Origin of the sequence: Streptomyces sp. NPDC007917 (genome assembly GCF_042959105.1) — a bacterium.
Classification (GTDB): domain Bacteria; phylum Actinomycetota; class Actinomycetes; order Streptomycetales; family Streptomycetaceae; genus Streptomyces.
On the sequence record NZ_JBIBKK010000012.1, the window covers coordinates 50,664 to 70,142 of the forward strand.

Consider the following 19,479-nt stretch of genomic DNA (forward strand, 5'->3'; position numbering starts at 1 on the left):
TGACCTCTTTGAGCGGAGCTGTGAAGTACGGGACTGTCTCGATCTCCGAACCGCACTCCTCGCAGACCCGGGTCTCGACCGTCTCGGCACCGTTCAACGTGCCGGGCGGAAGTCATGGCGTGGTGCCCGGTCAAGGCGTGATCTTGACCGGCACCCGGGCACAGGCCTGCTTCAGTTGGTCTTCGTGTTGGTCAGGTGGGGCCCGATGTAGCCCACGATCACCCGACCTGTGATGCCTTGCGTGTCGTCCAGGAAGTAGATCCTCGGCGAGGTGCTGCCCTTGGAGCCGAGTTTCAGGTGGGCCTGCATCTCCGTGCGCCCCGAGGGGTCCACATCCTCGGGCACCGCGAAGATCCGTTCCGCGCCCCACCGGTTCATCGTCGTGTCAGACTCGGCTGGGGCAAACTGCTTGAGCGGCCAGTTCACCGCCCCCGGCCGGTCCGACGTGCAGTGCTGGTAGAAGCCTCCGTTGAAACCCTCCCGGGCAGCCTGTGTGTAGGAGTCCAGTGCCCGAAGCGCGTTCCACGCCTTCGCCGCCCACACACGAGCCCGTTCCCCCTCGTCCAGTTCGAGCGCCTTGCTCCTGTCTGCAGTGACCAGGACCCCCTCGAAGTCGTCCAACCGCTCCCACAACTCCTCGAACGAGTCCGGCACTCCCCGGGGCTGCTCGACGACGACGGTGTCGTCGTAGCGGCCTGCATCGCGGAGCCGACGCCGCAAAATGTCCGCCTCAGCTCGCGCTCGCTCCACGTCGTCCAGAGCACGCAGGGCCTCCTCCATGTCCCCGTCCGCCCGATCCATTGCGCCGTGAAGCTGCTCTTCCAGCGAGGCCACGGTCAGTGTCGACAGCTCGGCGGTCCGTGCCGCCTCCTTCAGCTCCTCGTCCGCTTGGGCGAGTAGGGCCTTGAGGTCTTCGACGTCCTTGCGCATCACCGCCAGCTCGTCGGACGGCCGTACCGTTGCCAGCGCGACCTGCCGCTCCTGGCGGTGGCGCCGACTCGCGTCGTCCGGGAACGCGAGAGTACGCAACGCGTCAGGCAGCGGGGCCTCGGTGGAGAGCCGCTGGACGGTTCGGGCGAGGCCGCGCCAGGCGTGATCCTGGGAATCGCTCATCCGGGCCACGGTCAGGAACCGGTGACGGGAGGCATCCTTCGGCCATGCCGGATCCACCTCGGTCAGGAACGTCCGCACCGCGCCCGGGGCGACGCGGTGGTACTCGCCGATCGCCGCACGGAACACATCGACGGCTTCTGTGTCCACGAGGAGGTACAAGGCAGCAGCGCCGGCACAGTCGCGCATTGCCTTCGCCATCCGCTCCGACCACAGCGGATCGGGGCGGAGGGGGCGAGCCGCGACGATCACGGGCATGTGCCGCGCAGGGTCGCAGAGCACCTCGATCAGAGCATCGACTCCTTCAGCGCTCACACTCTGGGCATCCAGGGTCAGCGGCGCCGGACCGTCGATGGGCTTCAGGTCCCGGACAAGGTCGCGAACCAGGCCCGGTCGTACGGGGGTCAGTGGCGTGTCGTCGTTGGGAAAGACCTCCAGGCTGACCGAGAGCAGCGCAGAGGAGTCCTCGAACGCAACGGCGGTGATGGTAGTGCGCCACGTGGCCTCGGGCTTGTCCTCGCGCAGCTGAAGGCGTATCGCGTGTTCCGCGCCGTCTGCGAGGTAGGCGGCATGGTTGGTCAGGACCGACATCTGGTCGAGATGGTGATGTCCGGACGTGAGGGGAGCGCTGCCGAACTTGCGGGTCAGCCATCGAGAGCTGATTCGGCGGACGTCCCGGAAGGGGTTCTCGGAGTGGGGGACGGTGAGGATCGTTCTGTGGGCGAGTGGGTTGCTGCTGGGGTTCATGACGGTTCAGTTCCTCCTGGCGGAGACGCTGGCGGGTCGGCGAACAGACTGATCGCGGGGCTCGGCCGCATGGTTGTGCGGTCGAGCCCCGCGAGTGGGTGAGGACAGCGTCGGCACGATGACGTGGTGCGACGAGCCGTGTCAGAGCTGGATAGTCTCCGCAGGGGAGGGCAGGCGGCTCTGAATGAGCAGGCTCAGTCGCCGACGGCCGGCGTCACCGCTGAATCCGGAGGCGACCGATCCCACACGCCAGAAGTCAGCTCCCGAGCGGATCACCCGCTGACCGTCGTTGTCGACGGACTCGCCTTCGAGCGTGGGCAGTTCGGCCATCACCTCAGCGTAGCCCTCGGGCTGGCCGAGCCGTCCGCCAGTGCTCCGGACTACCTCGACCACCTGCGGCAGTACGCGGTGCAGGGCCACGGCCCCGTTGCCCTTCTGAAGGACGAAGTCCGACGCCTCGTCGAAGGGCTCGGGCATGACCTGCTTGATGCCGGTCCAGTAGGCGTTGAGCACGACGGCAACCGTCGCGGCATCCGCCCGCTTGAACGACGGCATGTCGAGCACGGGCTTGAGGGAGCGCGCGAACTGCGGCTTGGGGATGGTCACCCCGTCGCCACGGGTCTTGCGCCGGTTGGCTTCCTGGAACCTGCCCTTCCAGGGGCCGTCCAGCTTCTCCAACTCGTCCACCACGGCGTAGGCGCGGGTGATCCAGTCCTTGTCCTCTGCCGCGAGCATCTCCCTCAGCTCGGGGTCGTCCTCCGCCATCTTGGTCAGCAGTTGCCAGGCGAGGTCGGTCTTGACGCTTGCCGCGTTGGTGTTCACCTCGTAGAACTCGCGCATCTCCTCGCCCGGGTCGAGCCCGAGCGTGAGGCTGATGGGCACGGGAAAGTCCTCGAAGTCCTCCTGCTCGCTCAGCAACTGGTTCAGGCCGCCGGCGCGGTGCTGCCCGTCGTAGATCCACAGGGAGAGGTCGTCGGTGAACTCGATGCGTCCGGTACCGATCCAGTTGCCGCCTTTGAGGACCGCGTTCTCGTACCCGGACTGGTCGGCATCCACGACGACGACCACACGCTCCGCGTCCATGTCGTCCTTGCGGATGTTGACGAGGAGCGGGTTGGGCATCCGCCCCCGCTTCTCGTCGTAGTAACGGGCCGCCTTGCGAACGCGCGCGGTGACCGGTGCCCGCTGGTAGCCCTCTCCGGTGTCGGGGTCGAAAATGTCGACCTCCTGGTGGTCCGACACCGTGACGGCGTCGGCGAACGCCTGGAGCATGCGCGTGCCCCGCTGCACACACAGAGCTCCCGCGATTCGAACAGTTGCCTTGTCCTGCTTGTCCATGCCGCTCCCCAAGTCCCGCGAACGAAGATGACAATCCATCAGTCGGACCTAGATGCTAGATCCGACCTGTAGATCCGTCAAATAGATCCCGTCTGCGAGATCTGACGAATAGATCCGGACGGCAGCCTTCGCCGACCCTCGCTCTCGCCGTCTCACAAACGGTCCTTTGCGCGAGCAAGATCAATCACGCGCCGTCGAACCCCCGCCGACCCTGGATTTGTTCTCAGAACCCGTTCTCACTCAAAGCGGGAGTCACCCTGTTCTGAGACTTGCATTGTGCGAAAATCCGGGCCCATGACGGACCCTCAGCAGCCCTCCCCGACCGACCGGTCGGACGCCGACGACGTCGAACAGCATGCCTGTCCGAAGTGTGACGCCCAGCCCGGCTCACCCTGCCGCTCGCGCGGCGGCGCGGTGGCCTCCGCCTACCACACCCGCCGCTTCACGAAGGTGCCCCGGCTCGCGAAGCTGCTGCGGGTACCGGCCCCGGCCGACCGGGGTCCGGGCCGGCCGTGGCGGCCGGGCACCCCGCCGCCGGCACCGATCGATCCGGACCTGCCGAGCGCGGACATCCGCATCGGCTACGCCCGCTGCTCGACCCTCGGGCAGGAACTCGACTCCCAGCTCGACGCGCTTGCCAAGCACGGCATCCCCAGGGACAAGATCTTCGCCGAGAAGATCAGCACCCGCGTGCGGGTCCGCCCGAAGTTCGAGGAGGCGCTGAGGACGGCCCGGGAGGTCAAGGCGCACGCACCGCACTGCCGGGTCATCTTCACCGTGTACGAGATGAAGCGGCTCGGCCGGGACGCCGCCGAGCTCACCGCGCTCGCCGACCACCTCACCGCCCACGGCCTGGTCCTGGAGATGCCCGCCGGGCCCCTGCCTGGCATCTACGACCCCACCGGACCCGGCAAGCTGCTGTTCGCGTTCTTCGCGGCCATGGCGGAGACCGAGCGGGAGAACATCCGCGAGTCCACGCTGGAAGGGCTCGACACCGCGGCCCGCAAGGGCAAGCACGGCGGCCGGCCGCCCGTCATCACCGACGACATGCTCCACACCGTCCTCCGCCGGCGGGCGAACGGCGAGTCCGTCGAGCAGATCCAGCCCGACCTGATCATCCCCACCGGCAAACGCAAAGGCCAGAACCCCTCCGTCGCCAGCATCTACCGGGCGCTCGCCGAGCACGCCAAGCGCGAGGCGTACCCCGAAGCCATCGAGGCCGCGCACGCCGACTTCGCCGCCCTCCAAACCGTCGGCGACATCCCCCAGCCCCGCCCGGAGCGCATCCTCACCACTGAAGAGACCGTGTAAACACCGTAAACGTGCTGGTCAAAGCGTTGACGGCAGGGACATGATGAGGCCCGTTCCATTTTGTACGACGAGAGGACCACTCCTCATGGCTCTGCCCCCGCTTTCGCCCGAACAGCGTCGCGCCGCACTCGACAAGGCCGCCGCCGCGCGCAAGGAGCGGGCCGAGGTGAAGGACGCCCTCAAGCACGGCAGGCTGTCGCTGCGCGAGGTGCTGGCCAGCGACTCCGAGGCCATCCTCAAGATGACGGTCCGCGCCCTGCTCGAATCCCTGCCTGACATCGGCAAGGTCCGGGCCCAGAAGCTCCTCACCGAGATGGAGATCTCCGACAGCCGGCGCGGGCGCGGCCTGGGCATTCAGCAGCGCGAGCGTCTCCTCGAACGGTTCGCCGCCAAGGGCTGACTACCGCTGGCGCAGTTCGTACGGAGCGATCTCTTCGTACCGGTCATCCTCATCGAGACGGCCAAAGCTCTCTCCCCAGCGCTCCGGCCAGTTCCCCGGGCCGCCGACCCGGAACCGGTCGTCGGCCCAACGGGGTTCGGCCACACAGAAGGCATGCACCTGGGGCTGCTCGTCACCGTCCCGGCGGACGAACTTCTCGTCGTAGATGAGGAAGTGGCCCATGTCGTCGCGGTCCTCGCGGACCTCCTCGGGCAGCGTGACCACCCGGGTCACCTTGTCCTCCTCAACGTCGACCTCGACCATCACCGGCACCACGTACCGGACCCACCGCTTCGCCACCGCGGCCCCGCCCTTCGCATCGCGTCGTCGGCGGCACGCTACCGGCACCGAGCCCACCTCGGAGACCGGTACCCAGGGCTTCACGCTCAGCTACTTGTCGGGTGACGGCAGCTATACGAGAACAGGGCCGTGACGACCACGCACCGTGCACTCCATGCGCATCCTGGTGCTGCGGCTGGCAAAGGAGAACCCGAGCTGAGGGTACCGACGCCTGCACGGAAAGGTGCTCGTGCTGGGGGCGAAGGTGGGCGCGTCCACCGTCTGGGAGATCTTGAAGGAGGCCGGCATCGACCCTGCGCCCGAGCGGAACTCCAGTACCTGGGCCAGCTCCCTTCGCGGCCAGGCTGATGCGCTGCTGGCCTGCGACTTCATGGAAACAGTCACCCTGTCGGGGGTACGGATGTACGTGCTCGTGGTGATCGAACACGGCAGTCGCCGGATCCGCGTCCTGGGCGCCACCGCCCATCCGATCGCCTCCTGGGTAGCGCAAGCGGCGAAGAACCTGGTCATGGACCTCGAAGGCCTCGGCTGCCGGGCACGGTTGATGATCCGGGACAGGGACGGGAAGTTCCACGGCCTGTTCAACCGTCCACAAGGACGCGGGGATCGAAGTCGTGCTCACCGGCATCCAGATGCCAAGGATGAACTCGATCATGGAAAGATGGATACAGACCTGTCGCCGCGAGCTCCTGGACCGGACGTTGGTCTGGAACCAGCGACATCTCCTCGCCACCCTGCGCGAGTTCGAGCAGTTCTACAACGGACACCGACCACACCAGGGCATCGCCAACGCCAGACCTCTGCACCCCCTGCCCCCACCGATCGACGATCCGGGCACGTTAGCCCACCTCAACATACGTCGACACGATCGCCTCGGCGGCATCCTCCACGAGTACCGCATGCTGCTTGACCTGCACGGATGAGGTTTCGGGGCAAGGGCAGTGTCCCCTCCTCAAATGCAACCGCTGTTGCGCGTGTTGGTTGAGGCCGACGCCATACAACACCCCCGCGGACGACGCCCGGCCTGCGGCAACTGGGCTCACACGGGCCCCTGTACGCTGCACCGGCCTTGTTCCCGCCCCGCACGCCGCTGGCGCGAACCACAGGGGACGGAAGCTCAGCTCCGAGTGTCAGGAGCCGAGTCCCGTCTTGATCTCGGTTTCCCAGACGATGTAGGCGCGGTCGACGTGCAGGGCTGCCAGAAACGCGGACAGCCGGTCGTCCTCGGCATCGACCAGTGCATCGCGGACCAGGACGGCACGCGCCTGAGCCAGCCGGTCCTTCACCCGCCACCACTGCCGGTCGACCCCAGTCTTCTCCTGGACCGTCTCGTACAGGGCCTGCAATGCGTAGCGGACTGAGCGTACGTCGCCGGGAGCCACCTCCAGGCAGGGGATGGTGGGGTCGAGGATGGTCCGGCCCCAGGTGTTGATCCGTACGACAATCCGCCGCAATGAGACCTCCGCCATCGGAACGCTGAAGGCGGAGCCGTCAGCGTTCCGATGGCTCCTGGTCTGGGTGGGCCGGAGCGTTCGGCGTCAAGGTGAGCAGACAGGCTTGTTCCAGCAGCCGAGCCATGGGTCCGCAGGCATCTTCGACCTGGTGGAATGGGCAGTATTCCGGGGTCAATGCGGGGCCTTTCACACGGTGGCGGGCAGTAGAGCCGGTCATGTTACGCCAGAAAATCCGTCGCCCGACACACCCGCTTTCACAGCTTTCAGTCGAATTGCGGCTAAGCTGCGCTTGCAGCGTTCAGGCGCTGATTATTTGCAGCGTGGGCGGTGTCGGCGTGTACACCGGGTCGGCATCGCCGCGCTGCGGTACAAATCGCCTCCATGTCGAGGACCACCCCCACTCCGCCCAAGCTGGCACGCGTGATCGCACGCAGGCGTAATGGTGCCGCCCGGCGCGTCGAAATCTCCGCTCAGGAGGTCGAGGAAGCCTTCCGGCTCCTGCAGTACGTACCCGCTCCTGAGGCCCGTCAGCTACGGGACAAGCTCGAGGCCCTTCTCCGGCCCGTGTGCTTCTGGGCATCGTCGCGCACGGGACGCCACTCCAACTACCCGGCGTGGGGTCCGTGCGGGGTGTTCGTCAGCGCGCCGAACCAGCGTTGCGTCGAGCACCAGTGGCCGCTGCCCGCCGACGTCCCGGATCCCTTCCCGGAGCGGTGTACCGTGACGTTGGACGAGGAACTTGAGGACTCCCGCTGGGTGGAGTACTCCGGCGGGCTGCGCTGCCCCTTCAAGCGACGTACGGGAAGCGAACGGTGCGCACATCACGATCCGCGCGACGGGGAACTGTGCGGCTACCCCGCGGACGGCGGCGCCGCCTGTACGACCGCCGAGGGATTCTTCGCGTGCCACATCCATCGGTGGGTGAGGCTCACGGGCCTCAAGAGCGAACTGGAACAGCTGCCGCTGACTCTGGAATGCGGCTACTGCGATGCAGCCTCGGGAGAGTGCTGCACGAACAGGAACGGCCAAACGGTCGCATTCCACAAGAAGCGCGTCAACGCCGTCAAGGGCTCACCGGAACACCGGGAACTGTCCGACACGATTGAGGGCTGCGTCTGTGAACGGTTCAGTGACGTCCCTGCAGCGCTGACGGCTGCCGGAGCGGGGGCATGCATGAGGACGCGCCGTGCGCCGTCCTCCTGACAGGTGAACCGCACGGTCCCGATGTTCCATCCCCCGAAAGAGTCGGTCGGCGCAGGTGTGTTCTGGTTCTCCCTGCAGGCCACCGAGCCCGAGAACGTGCTGGTCAACGGCATCCTGCTCCATGCCGCGGCGGATCTTGCCTGCCGGGGACCGGCCACGTCGAAGGTGCTTTGCTATCGGCCGCCCCATTTCCTCGTGCTTTCCGTGAGGGTTGAGATGGCCTCCGTACCGCCAAGTCCGTCGAGTCCCCCCCTTCGTGTGCCGCATCCCGCGTCCGGTTCCCGTGTTGCTCTTGAGTCGGCGGATCCGCATGTGTTCTCCCGGCTGTTGGAGGCAGCATGGGAGAACCGCCATGTGCCTGCCGAGCTCGCCGCCGAGGCCGCCGCACGTGGAGGCTCCGGACGCCTCGGCATCAAGGATCTGCGCCTACTGTTGATGCGAGCCGCTTCGCTCCCGTCCACCCAGGCGGCCGTCTCCGGTGCATGGGCGATCGTCTCGGCCCGCCCTGAACTGGCCGCCTCCGTGCTCCACACCCACTGCCAGGACATCGGGATCCCGTCGGCGTTCGTGATCCGCGAGGTGCCCGGTGCGAACCCGCAGATGTTCAGCGCTCAAGCCGGATGGCGGCAGCCCGGTGTGAGAGCCCATGGCGCCGTAGTGACGCGCCCCAGCCGCAAGGCCGCCCATCAGAGCGCGGCCGTGAGCCTGCTTGGACACCTGTGCGGAGCCGAGCCGGTCGAGCAGGACAGCACCCTGTCCGGCTGGGTGCCGGCCGGCCGCTTCTCATCGTCCTCGCCACCGGCCCAGGCCCGGGACGCGTCCTTCCCGACCCGCCTTCAACGGGCTCTGGACCGCCCCCAGATCGCGCCCGCGGAGGTGGCCGAGATCGTGCTGCGGATCAACGCAGGAGAGCTGATCCCGCGCGACCTGCACGCCGTTTTGTTCACCGCACGGGCCGCAGCATGGCAGCCCGCTCGCGAGGCGGCTCTGGCAGCGGCTCACGATCCCGCCGTCGCCGTGGCGGTGCTGACCCTGCATCAGTCACTGCGCTACGGGCCGACGCCTTCCTATGCGGAAGAGGTACGCAAGAGCGAGCCCGGTCCGCCGCTGTTCAGGATGCGCGCGACGTGCGTTGTCGACGGGGAGGAGGTCAGTGAGCTCGGTCCTTGGCGCAACAACAAGCGGCTGGCGCGCGGGGCTGCCGCAATCCGGCTGCTGGCCCAGCTGGCCGGCCTGCCAGTGCAGGCGCCGCTGCCGGTTCAGGGCAACGGCCCGCGCGCTGTGACGGGCTACGGACCCGTGCAGGAGAAGGATCCGCACGAGCAGCTGAAGGTGCTGGCGGAATCCGGTGTGATCAGTGAGCTCGTCTTCACGAGCGCGCCCGGCATCACGGGGCTGGAGCCGCTGTTCGTGTGCGTTGCCGCTTGCGTGCACCGTGGTGAGCTGCTCACCGTCACCGGGCGGGGGCTCGGCCGCGCCAGCACGCGGTTGGCGGCTGCCCGTCAGCTGCTGGAGACCGTTCAGCGTGCCGTGAAGGCAGGCTGCGGTCTGCGCCTCGGCCGTATCCCGGTGCCCGAACTCGGCGGCAAAAACCCGCTGATGCTCCTGAACGAGCTCAAACAAACCGGCAGAATCAGCAAGTTGAGCATCGCGGACCCCGCCAAGGACCCCGCTGGGTTCGCCGCACGGATCACCTGCAAGGTGCACGCAGAGTGGCTGGAGACCATTGGTCACGGGCCCAACAAGCGCGACGCGCAACGCCAGGCCGCCGAGGCGATGATCGAATTGCTGGCCACTCCGATGGAGGGCCAGAGCTGTGAGCGCAGTGTTCCCGCCGCCCGGGAGTCGCAGGCTGCGGCGGTCGCCGGTGCGGGCGGCGTGGGTTCCCACCGGAGTCCGGCCGGTCCCCTCGCAGGCTGCGATGAGGTGGCAGCCGCCGAGGACGCGCTGGTGGAGCTGCTGCGACAGGGCCTGGAGATCACCATTGATCTGCAGGACGGGGCTGGCCGTTTCCTGCTCTACCAGGTCGATGGGGCTCCGGTGGAGGGCTCCTGCCACAAGCCGATCAGATGCTGCACGGCCGATCTCGTCCTGCCCGGTCAGGGCCTCTCGGTCGGCCCCCGGCCGGTGGAATGCTGGCAGGTGCCCGTGCGGCTGCTGGCCAACGCCATGGCCCGGACACCCGACGGTGACCAGGTCGCCCCGTCCGTGCAGCTGTGGCGTCAGGCGATCCGTCTGGGGCTGGCCGTGGTGGCCGATGGCCGGGTGTATCCGACGCTGGACAGCCACGGTGTCGACGTGTGGCGCCTGGGCCCGCTCAACGAGCACGAACGCAACCGCGCACGGCAGTTGCGTCAGGCCATGGTGCCTTCCGCGCACTGCGGGGCAGCCACCGACACCCGGCCCTACCAATTGTGGGCACCACGCGTCGCGATCCGCGCCGGACTCAACGCCGTCGCCGAAGCAATGCTGCGCGGCCCCGGCGCCTCAGCGGTTCTAGGGAACACGCCCTTCGCCACCCCCATTCCGCGGCAGCAGCGCAGTTCCGCACTGCACCAGTGGGCCGACCGCGCCGAGGACGATCGCGCCGAGGTACCGCCGGTGGACTTGAAGCTCTCCGTACACGCCCCGAAGAAGGCCAGCCCCGACGACACAGAACTGCTGTGGGCCGAGCTGCTGGTCGCCCAGCCCACCGCGGACAACCGTCAGCAGCAGCTGTTCCAGCAGGTTGCCAAGGTAGCCGGAGACGAGGCTGTGGTGGGGCACATCCGCCGACGGCTTCGGCGTATCGCCGAGATGTGGGAGCCGGCCGGGCGGCTTCTTCAGTGCCCGGTACCCGACCGGTTCACGCTGCTGGCCGACGAGGCCGTCCTGCTGCTAGGCGCCACACGGGATCAACTGGAACGGGCCGGACTGAGCGTGTACTGGCCCCAGCAGTGGACCAGCCTGCTGCGCACACGAGTCGTGGTCGGGGCCGGAGCCGAGCCGTCCGTGGCCGCGCCGCGGCCACGGTTCTCCCTCGACGATGTGCTGGACGGCCGGTGGCAGATGTCGCTCGGCGACGCCGACCTGTCCGACCAGGAGATGGACGACATCGGGCAGGCGCCGCAGCCTTTGACCAAGGTCCGCGACCAGTGGGTGATGGTCGACGAAGACACCGCCCGCCGTGCCGCCAACCGCAACATCAGCCCGATCCCCTCGGACCAGGCCCTGCGTGCATCCCTGACCGGGGCCATCGACATCGACGGTCAGGCCGTGCCGTGCGAGCCGACGGCTTCTCTTGCCAGCCTCGTGGACTTCCTGCGCACCGGCTCCCGCACCACGCCTGTCCCCGAGCCGGGAGCCTTGCAGGCAACCCTGCGCGACTACCAGCAGATGGGCCTGGCCTGGCTGGCGAACACCACCGGCGCGGGCTTCGGCGCGATGCTCGCCGACGACATGGGCCTGGGCAAGACGCTGACCGCTCTGGCGCTGCACCTGCACCGCCGGGAAACCACCACCGGCGCCACGGGGCCGACCCTGATCGTCTGTCCTGCCTCCGTCGTCATCAACTGGGAGCGCGAAGTCCACCGGTTCGCCCCGACCGTGCCGACCCTGCGCTACCTGGGAACCGACCGAACCCTCGAAGACGCCACCTCCCGCACGATCGTCATCACCAGCTACGAAACGCTCCGCCGCGACATCGACCTGCTGGCCCTCATCTCCTTCGACCTCGTCGTCGCCGACGAAGCCCAGATGGTCAAGAACCACCGCACCGCCACCGCGCGCGCCCTGCGCCGCATCAAGGCCAGCGTCCGCGTGGCCTTGACCGGCACCCCGGTCGAGAACAACCTCACGGAGGCGTGGGCCCTCATGGACTGGCTCAACCCCGGACTGTTCGGCACCCAGCGCGTCTTCCGCGACCAGTTCGCCCGCCCCATCGAAGACAACATCGCCGACACCGAGCGCACCGCACGGCTGTCCGGCCTCATGAGCGCGTTCATGCTGCGCCGCCGCAAGAGCGACCCGGGCATCCTGACCGAGCTGCCGCCCAAGGACATCCGGCCGCGCGTCGTCAGCCTCACCCGTGAACAGATCGAGCTCTACCAACAGACCGCCGACGACACGTTCCAGGCGATCCGCGACGCCCACGGAGTGCACCGCAAAGGCCTGTTGCTGGAGCTGTTCAACAAGCTGCAGCAGATCTGCAACTCGCCCGCCCAGTGCCTCAAAGACTCACTGGAGGACGACCACGACCCCGAGCTGGCAGCAGCCAGGTCCGGCAAGATCGGCGCACTCGACGACCTGCTGCCCACCCTGACGGCACCCGACGAATCTGCACTGATCTTCACCCGGTACCGGTCCATGGCCAAACTCCTCCTCCGGCACCTGCGCAGCCACGGCCACGACCCTCTCTACTACAGCGGCGACATCCCCTCCGTCCGCGAACGCCAGCGCATCATCGACACGTTCCAGGCCCGTTCCGGCCAGCTCATGGTGATGACCGTCAAAGCCGGCGGCACCGGCCTCACTCTCACGCAGGCCAACCATGTCGTGCTCTTCGACCGCCCCTGGAACCCCGCTAAGGAGAGCCAGGCCATCGACCGCGCCCACCGTCTGGGCCAGCAGCGCACCGTCACCGTGCACCCGCTCATCACCGAGAACACCCTGGAGGACCGCGTCGACGAACTCCTCAAGCACAAACGGGCCCTCGCCGACGCCGTACTCGCCGATGGCTACTCCGCCCTCACCGAACTCACCGACGACCAGATCATCGACCTGATCGCCTTGGGAGCACAGCGATGACCCCGAACACATTTGCCCGCACCTGGGAGACCCTCCTACGCGCCACCATCAGCAACGAGGCTCTCTGGCTCGCCGGCCACAACGATCTGTCCGCAGGAGGCCTCACCCACCTCACCCTCGAACCCGGCCGAGTCACCGCCACCGCCACCGACCGGCACCACACCACACCAGCACACCCCACGATCACCTTGCCAGTCCTCACAGACACGCAGATCACAGCCTGGCAAACTGCCTCTCCCACCTGCGGCCACCACCAAGCTGTCCGCACTGGCAAGCTCCCCGAATGCCTGACGAACCCGGACCACACCGGCGGCGTACCCACCCAGCCCGCGTCCGAAGAGATCACCTTCAGCTGTGGCTGTGGAACCTCACCGTGCCGCCACATCGCCGCCCTCGCTCACGCCATCACCGCACGCCTGACCGCCCGGCCCACCGACTTCGCCACGCTGCGCGGACTCCCCGAACACCCCACGCAGCCCCCCGCAACCGGCACGGACCAGCCCGTCACCACCACCCGCAAGACGCCCGGCGGAAAGGTCCACATCCCTGCCCACCACGCATGGGCGTGGTATCGCGAATGCGCCGAACCGCCCCTGCTGCCCACCTACACGCCCGACCCGACCGACAAACTGGTGCCCGGCCATCCGGCAACCACAGCTCCTCCCGCACCTGCACCCGATCCGGAACAGATCCACGCACTCATCAGCGACGCCGCGTCACAGGCACGGACACACCTACGGGACGCCACTCGGCTGGAGTGCGCACTGCACGAGGACGCACTCCGCCTCGCCGTAGCAGTCCCCGGCATCCGGCTTCCCGAGACGGCCGAGCGACTGGGCATTGACATCGCCGACTTGCGAGAACAGATCTCGGCGTACACACCCAGCCGCGGTAGCTCCCAACAGAAACCCACTGCGTAACGGTCGCCTCCCCCAGGCACCATTTCCCTTAAAGAGAATGAGCTACGTGTTAAAGGATAAGTCGGGTGACCCGTGGTCGGCCGCCGACTCTGCGGGCACCGATAAATCATCCGCAGAGGCCGGGAGGCTGTTCTCCCCTTGAGATTCGCCCCAAGTACCTTCACCCGCAGAGGACTGGGGCGGCATCATGTTCTGTCTTGCTGCTACGTCTGTCCTACCTTGCCGCCACCAGCGCCTGCGCGTGCTGTCTACCTGCCTAGCCACCCAGACATCGGGCATCAACACTGGGACGTCTGCTGCGGCGACACCATGCCCCGGCATGCCTCCGCCTCGCTTGGCACACTTTTTCTGTGCCGCAGGGCCTCTGCGAACTGTCTCGCTACTGCGCCACAGAACCGAGTACGGCGCCCACGCCCTGGGAGTGCCCTATCTGCCAGCGGACGGCAAGGGGCTTTGCCCCTCCTTGATATGGGGCGCACCTGGCGACCAGAAGCCCCGCATGCACGCTGCCTGCGAAAACCGCCCCGGAGAGATCGCCAGCGGTCCGCCCTGCCCTGTCGCATGGGGAGCACAACAACGTGCTCCCACCGCGAAAGGTGCTCGAGAACCGACAAGGGGTCCTTATGCCTCTCGATGCACAAGACATCCGAATCGATCGGGTGACGTCGGGGGTCTGTGGTTGACGACGGCGCGTGGGGGCGCGGTACGGCGTTGTAGGTCTACCGGATCGGGTGACGGACGAATCGGGCGCCGTTGACACGTCTGCGAGTTGGGAGCACGAGGGCTCCCAGAGGGCTCCCCATTGCTCCCAGCCCGGACATGGTTAAGGCCGCCTCCGCTACCCGCGGAAACGGCCTCCGACCTGCGATGATGCTGGTCGGGACGACAGGATTTGAACCTGCGACCCCTTGACCCCCAGTCAAGTGCGCTACCAAACTGCGCCACGTCCCGGTGCTTGTCCGGCTTGGGCTTTCGCCCTGGCCGGTCGCGCAAGAGAACAATACCGCACTTCAGGGGGTGGTCGCTGCCAGCTTTCGGCGGGGGCTTCGGCGGGGCGGGGATGGACCCTCTGGTTACGCTGGGTTTGTGGTCGATGGCTGAGTGTTTCGGGAGCGGCCGCGCCTCCGTTATGGAGGTAGAGGGCGGTGGTGCGGGGGCTCAGGTGTGGGCGTTCAGCCAGGTCAGTAGGTCTTGGTGGACCTGGTCGCGGTTGGTTTCGTTGAGGATCTCGTGGCGGGCGTCGGGGTAGCCCTTCCAGCTCAGGTCGTGGATGCCGAGGTAGCGGAAGTCCTCGAGGAGTTCGTGGACCAGCGTCAGTCGCTGGTTGCACGGGTCCTCGGCGCCCACGGCGATGTGGATCGGCAGCTCGGTCGGGGTGCGGGCTTGGTTGTGCGGGTCGTTGATCTTGCGGACGGCGCGGACCCAGTCGAGGGAGAGCCCGGCGCTGAAGGGGAAGCCGCATCGCTCGTCCGCCGTGTAGGCGGCCACCTCCCCAGGGTCGCGTGAGAGCCATTCGTAGCCGGTGCCGGGTTCGTAGGGGTCGTTGAAGGAGGCGAAGAGCTCGGTGGTGAAGCCGGACAGGGCGGTGCGGCCGTGGGTGGCGATCTCGGTTTTGAGGCGGGTGATGGCCTTGTCGGGGTCCGTCGCGGGCAGTGAGCGGAAGGTGCCGGAGAGGATCAGGCCGGACAGTTCGCCGCCGTACTCCTGGGCGCAGTCGCGGGCGAGCATCGAGCCCATGCTGTGGCCCAGCAGGATCAGCGGCGCCCCGGGGAGGGCCTGCCGGGTGCGGTCGCCGACTGTCCGCAGGTCCGTGACGATGGCCCGCCAGCCGTCGCCCTCCTCGCCCACGACGCCGAAGCCGCCCGTCGAGGCGGCGGTCGCGCCGTGGCCGCGGTGGTCCGAGGCGACCACGGCGTAGCCGTGGTCGCACAGGAAGCGGGCGAAGCGGTCGTAGCGCTGGGCGTGTTCCGCGGCGCCGTGGGCGATCTGGACGATCGCGCGTGGGGTGCGGGACCCCGGCAGCCAGGTGTAGGTGGCCAGGCGTACGCCGTCCGGGGTGGGGATGTGGTCGGTGTGGTGGGTGTGGTCGGTGGTGCCGTCCGTCGGCATGCCGTCTCAATCTCCTGTGCGGAAGGGGAGGGGGATGGGATCACTCCTTCCCTCCGGGCGTGGGGTCACGCTCCCGCCCCGCGCGGAGTCACGCTCCCGCCCCGAGGCGGAGTCCGGTCCCGCCGGGGGCAGGGGCACGCCCGCAGGCGCGAGGGCACGCTCCCGCCGGCCCCGGAGTCACGCCCCCGGCCGGGCCCGGGGGCACGCGCCCCGCCCGGGGCGGAAGTGTGCTGTCCACCGCGCCTCGGCGTCTTCGCCCACGTGATCGCGACGCAGTGTTGACCTCAGGCCCGAGGTCTGTGAAACGATCAAGTGCTGCACGCACCACTGCCCACTCCTGCTCCGCACAACTACGTGTTCCAGGAGGACCGTTGGAGACCGCAGACACTGCCGCCACAGCCGAGCCCGCCCCCAGCATCGAACCCGGCATCGAACCCGGCGCCGAACCGGGCGTCGAACTCCTCGCCGCCGACGCCGCCCCGCCCCCGCTCTCCCGCCGTCGGTTCCTGCAGGCCGCCGCCGGTACCGCCGCCGTGGCCGGGGCGGTGGGCGGGTTGCCCGCGCAGAGTGCCGCCGCGCAGGCGCGGCGGGGGGCGCTCACCTTGTCGTTCACCGGGGCCACCAACGGCGCCGCGACGCTCTCCCCCGCCGGTGACCGGCTGGTCGCCGAGGTCCAGAACGTGCTGTGGTCCCTTCCCCGGAAGGGCGGCGCCGCCACCGCGCTCACCCCGCCCGATCTGGAGCCCACGCGGCCGGTCTTCTCGCCCGACGGGAAGCTGCTGGCCGTCTGTGCGTACCGGGGTGGCGGCTTTCATCTGTGGACGCTGCGCCCGGACGGCTCGGATGTGCGTCAGCGAACGGACGGGCCCTGGGACGACCGGGGGCCGGCCTGGTCGCCGGACGGCACCCGGATCGCCTTCGCCTCCGAGCGCGGGGGCGACCCGGTGGCGGGCAGTCCGTACCGGGTGTGGGTGCTTGAGGTGGCCACCGGGGAGCTCACCCGGCTGACCGGGGTGCCGGGGCAGGACGGGCCGCTGCAGGACGGTGCCTGGGAGGACTTCGACCCCGCGTGGTCCCCCGACGGCGAGCGGGTGCTGTTCATACGTGGCCGGCTCGCCGGGACCGCGCTGGACGCCCGTACGGTCGCCTCGGTTCGGGCCGACGGCAGCGGGCCGGTGACGGTGGAGCACACCGAGACGGCCACGGGGGTGCAGCTGCTCGCGCCCTCGGTGTCGCCCGCCGGCACGCTCGCCTATCTGCGGACCACGCCCGCCCCCGAGGCCTCCTGCACGCTGGTCGTGGATGGTGCGGCCGTCAAAGTGGAGGGCGACGTGCAGCCGGTGCCGCCGCGCTGGACGGCCGGCGGGGAGCTGCTGCTCACCGTGGGCGGGCGGTTCCGGCTGGTGCGACCCGGGGCGCCGGGGGGCGGGGAGGAGATACCGTTCGAGGCCGCCTTGCCGGTCAGCCGGCCGCGCTACCGCGTCAAGCGGTACGACTTCGACGGCGGCGGCGGGGCGCGGCCGGTGCGCGGGGTGCATCTGCCCTCGCTGTCCCCCGACGGGCGCAAGGTGGCCTTCGCCGCGCTGAACTCCCTGTGGGTCGCGGACACCACCGGCGGCCGGGCCCCGCGCCGGATCGTGCGGGCGGCGCCCACCCGCTATCTGCTGGCGCCGACATGGACGCCCGACGGGCGGGCGCTGATCTACGCGGACGACCGCGACGGGCTGCTCGGCGTGCGCCGCCGGGATCTCGCCTCGGGAGAGGAGACCGAGCTGGCCTCCGGGGGCCGGGTGCATCCGGCGCTGTCGCCCGGCGGCGATCGCCTCGCCTGTGTCGACATGTCGGGAAATCTGGTCGTGCGCGACCTGGCCGCGGGTACCGAGCGGACGCTGGCCGCGCCGCTCGGTGGCGGTGGGCTGCCCGGCAGACCGAGCTGGTCGCCGGATGGGCGATTTATCGCCTATTGCGATCGCAATCGATTGAACCAACGGTTCCGCGAGGGCTACAACCTCATCCGGATCGTGGACGCGTCCAGCGGCGCGGCCCGGCTGTACGCGCTGGCGCCGCACACCTCGCTCTCCGACCGCTATGACTCAGGCCCCGTCTGGTCCCCCGACGGCCGCCATCTCGCGGTGATCGCCGAGTCCGCCCTGTGGCTGCTGCCCGTACGGCCCGACGGCACCCCGGACGGCGAGCCGCGCCGGCTGACCGAGGAGAGCGCCGACCACCCCTCCTGGTCCGGGGATTCGCGCTCGATCCTGTATCTGTCGGCGGGCAGGCTGCGGCTGCTGGACGTCGACAGCGGCACGGCCCGTACCGTGCGCGTCCCGCTCGACCACCGGCGCCCGAGCCCCGCCGACACCGTCGTGCACGCCGGGAGGTTCTGGGACGGCACCGGGGACGACGGTACGGTCCGCGAGGACGTCGACATCGTGGTGCGCGGCGGGCGGGTGACCGCCGTCGAGGCGCACCGCGCCGGGCGGCCGGCCAAGCGCCGTGTGGACGCCTCCGGCCGCACCGTCGTGCCCGGTCTGTGGGATGCCCACACCCATCCCTGGCAGTACACCTACGGCGCCCGGCAGACCGTGCTGCAGCTCGCCTACGGGATCACCACCGCCGTCTCGCTCGGCGGTTTCGCGTACGAGCAGGCGCGGCTGCGCGAGGCCATCGCGGCGGGGGCGCTGGCCGGGCCCCGGCTGCTGGCGACCGGGGAGCTGCTGGACGGGCCGCGCGTCGCGTACAGCATGGGCCGGGCGCACCGCACCCGGGAGGGGCTGCGCCGCTCGCTGGAGCGCGGTGCGGCGCTCGACTGGGACTTCGTCAAGACGTATGTCCGCGCGCCCGGCTGGATCATGGAGGAGGCCGCCCGCTTCGCGCACGACCGGCTCGGGGTGCGCACCGGCAGCCATCTGTGCTCGCCCGGCGTGCAGCTCGGACAGGACCTGACCACCCATCTGCAGGCCACGCAGCGCCTGGAGTACGGGCACGCCACGACGGCGACCGGGCAGTCCTTCCAGGACGTGACGGAGATCTACACCGCCACGGACTTCCGTCTGATAGCCACACCGTTCACGGCCTCGCCGCTGGTGGGGGCCGACCCCTCGCTGGCCGAGGACGAGCGGGTGACCCGGCTCATGCCGCCGTGGGACACCGCTTTGGTGCGGCAGCTCGCCCAGGCCCCGCCCACCGACGCCCAGCTGGCCACCCTGCGCACCGAGATCGGGGTCTACCGGCGGATCCTCGCCGGCGGCGGGGTGGTCGCCCTGGGCACGGACGCGCCGCTGGTGCCAGTGGGGCTCCATCTGCACCTGGGGCTGCGGGCACTGCACCGGTACGGGCTCTCGGCGGCGGAGGCGCTGCGCACCGCGACCCTGCTGCCCGCGCGGGCGTTCGGCGCGGACCGGGATCTGGGCACCCTGGAGGTGGGGAAGCTGGCCGATCTGACGGTCGTGGACGGCGATCCCTTCACGGACTTCGACTCGCTCGTGCGCACGGTCTCGGTGCTGCGGGGCGGCGTGCCGTACGAGCGGGACGACCTCGTCCGCGCCTTCCCGGAGGGCGGCCGGGCGCGGCACGGGAAGTCGGCGGAGCACTGGCTGGAGGTGGGGCGGCTGCTGCGGCGGGACACCTGCTGCGACGGGGAGGGGTGACACGCGCGGGCCGGAGACGGCTCCGCCAGCAGCCGCCGCGGGCCCGAAGCGGCTCCTACGACCGCCTCCGCGGGCCGGGCTTCGGCCCTACGGCAGCCGCCGCGGGCCGGAGC

11 protein-coding genes, 1 tRNA gene and 1 pseudogene are annotated in these 19,479 nt (G+C 69.3%); 7 read left to right on the forward strand and 6 right to left on the reverse strand.

Annotated features, from left to right (window positions below):
- Positions 1-171: 171 nt before the first annotated feature.
- Complete coding sequence (locus ACFZDL_RS24490; protein WP_353592795.1) at positions 172-1,857, reverse strand: hypothetical protein; 1,686 nt, start codon at positions 1,855-1,857, stop codon at positions 172-174.
- 141 nt (positions 1,858-1,998) lie between these two features.
- Positions 1,999-3,147, reverse strand: coding sequence for a DGQHR domain-containing protein (locus tag ACFZDL_RS24495; protein WP_353592794.1), 1,149 nt, complete (start codon positions 3,145-3,147; stop codon positions 1,999-2,001).
- 342 nt (positions 3,148-3,489) lie between these two features.
- Here ACFZDL_RS24495 and ACFZDL_RS24500 point away from each other — a divergent pair, with 342 nt between their 5' ends.
- Entirely contained in the window at positions 3,490-4,506 is a 1,017-nt protein-coding gene (locus tag ACFZDL_RS24500; RefSeq protein ID WP_353592793.1) for a recombinase family protein, read from the forward strand.
- An 85-nt stretch (positions 4,507-4,591) separates the two neighbouring features.
- Entirely contained in the window at positions 4,592-4,906 is a 315-nt protein-coding gene (gene mihF, locus ACFZDL_RS24505) for an integration host factor, actinobacterial type (protein WP_353592792.1), read from the forward strand.
- On the opposite strand, the gene ACFZDL_RS24510 is transcribed toward mihF, so the two are convergent.
- Positions 4,907-5,329, reverse strand: coding sequence for a hypothetical protein (locus ACFZDL_RS24510; RefSeq protein WP_353592791.1), 423 nt, complete (start codon positions 5,327-5,329; stop codon positions 4,907-4,909).
- Positions 5,330-5,378: 49 nt separating this feature from the next.
- Here ACFZDL_RS24510 and ACFZDL_RS24515 point away from each other — a divergent pair.
- Positions 5,379-6,168 (forward strand): annotated as a pseudogene (locus ACFZDL_RS24515) (integrase core domain-containing protein); the annotation flags it as partial.
- A 207-nt stretch (positions 6,169-6,375) separates the two neighbouring features.
- Here the strand turns inward: ACFZDL_RS24515 and ACFZDL_RS24520 are convergent.
- Positions 6,376-6,714 carry a hypothetical protein gene (locus tag ACFZDL_RS24520; RefSeq protein WP_353592790.1) on the reverse strand — a complete coding sequence of 113 codons (339 nt, stop codon included), beginning with the start codon at positions 6,712-6,714 and terminating at the stop codon, positions 6,376-6,378.
- Positions 6,715-7,119: 405 nt separating this feature from the next.
- Between ACFZDL_RS24520 and ACFZDL_RS24525 the strand changes: the two genes are divergently transcribed.
- Genes ACFZDL_RS24525 through ACFZDL_RS24535 form a run of 3 tightly spaced genes read left to right on the forward strand, consistent with a single transcriptional unit; the run spans position 7,120 to position 13,607 of the window.
- Positions 7,120-7,902 (forward strand): hypothetical protein, encoded by a 783-nt coding sequence (locus ACFZDL_RS24525; protein ID WP_353592789.1) that lies wholly within the window; start codon positions 7,120-7,122, stop codon positions 7,900-7,902.
- 3 nt (positions 7,903-7,905) lie between these two features.
- Entirely contained in the window at positions 7,906-12,687 is a 4,782-nt protein-coding gene (locus ACFZDL_RS24530; protein WP_353592788.1) for an SNF2-related protein, read from the forward strand.
- Positions 12,684-13,607 carry a hypothetical protein gene (locus ACFZDL_RS24535; RefSeq protein ID WP_353592787.1) on the forward strand — a complete coding sequence of 308 codons (924 nt, stop codon included), beginning with the start codon at positions 12,684-12,686 and terminating at the stop codon, positions 13,605-13,607. The genes ACFZDL_RS24530 and ACFZDL_RS24535 overlap by 4 nt, the downstream gene beginning before the upstream one ends.
- 874 nt (positions 13,608-14,481) lie before the next feature.
- Here the strand turns inward: ACFZDL_RS24535 and ACFZDL_RS24540 are convergent.
- Both ACFZDL_RS24540 and ACFZDL_RS24545 read right to left on the reverse strand, forming a co-directional pair.
- Positions 14,482-14,558, reverse strand: a tRNA-Pro gene (locus tag ACFZDL_RS24540).
- 207 nt (positions 14,559-14,765) lie between these two features.
- A complete protein-coding gene (locus ACFZDL_RS24545; RefSeq protein ID WP_353592786.1) occupies positions 14,766-15,716 on the reverse strand; it encodes an alpha/beta hydrolase in 951 nt (316 codons plus the stop codon).
- Positions 15,717-16,144: 428 nt separating this feature from the next.
- On the opposite strand from ACFZDL_RS24545, the gene ACFZDL_RS24550 reads away from it, so the two are divergent.
- Complete coding sequence (locus tag ACFZDL_RS24550) at positions 16,145-19,366, forward strand: amidohydrolase family protein (RefSeq protein ID WP_353592840.1); 3,222 nt, start codon at positions 16,145-16,147, stop codon at positions 19,364-19,366.
- Positions 19,367-19,479 lie beyond the last annotated feature (113 nt).

Coding starts and splice junctions, on each gene's coding strand:
- ACFZDL_RS24545 (WP_353592786.1), bottom strand. CDS start 15,716: ATGCCGACGGACGGCACCACCGACCACACCCACCACACCGACCACATC.
- ACFZDL_RS24500 (WP_353592793.1), top strand. CDS start 3,490: ATGACGGACCCTCAGCAGCCCTCCCCGACCGACCGGTCGGACGCCGAC.
- ACFZDL_RS24490 (WP_353592795.1), bottom strand. CDS start 1,857: ATGAACCCCAGCAGCAACCCACTCGCCCACAGAACGATCCTCACCGTC.
- ACFZDL_RS24535 (WP_353592787.1), top strand. CDS start 12,684: ATGACCCCGAACACATTTGCCCGCACCTGGGAGACCCTCCTACGCGCC.
- mihF (WP_353592792.1), top strand. CDS start 4,592: ATGGCTCTGCCCCCGCTTTCGCCCGAACAGCGTCGCGCCGCACTCGAC.
- ACFZDL_RS24520 (WP_353592790.1), bottom strand. CDS start 6,714: ATGGCGGAGGTCTCATTGCGGCGGATTGTCGTACGGATCAACACCTGG.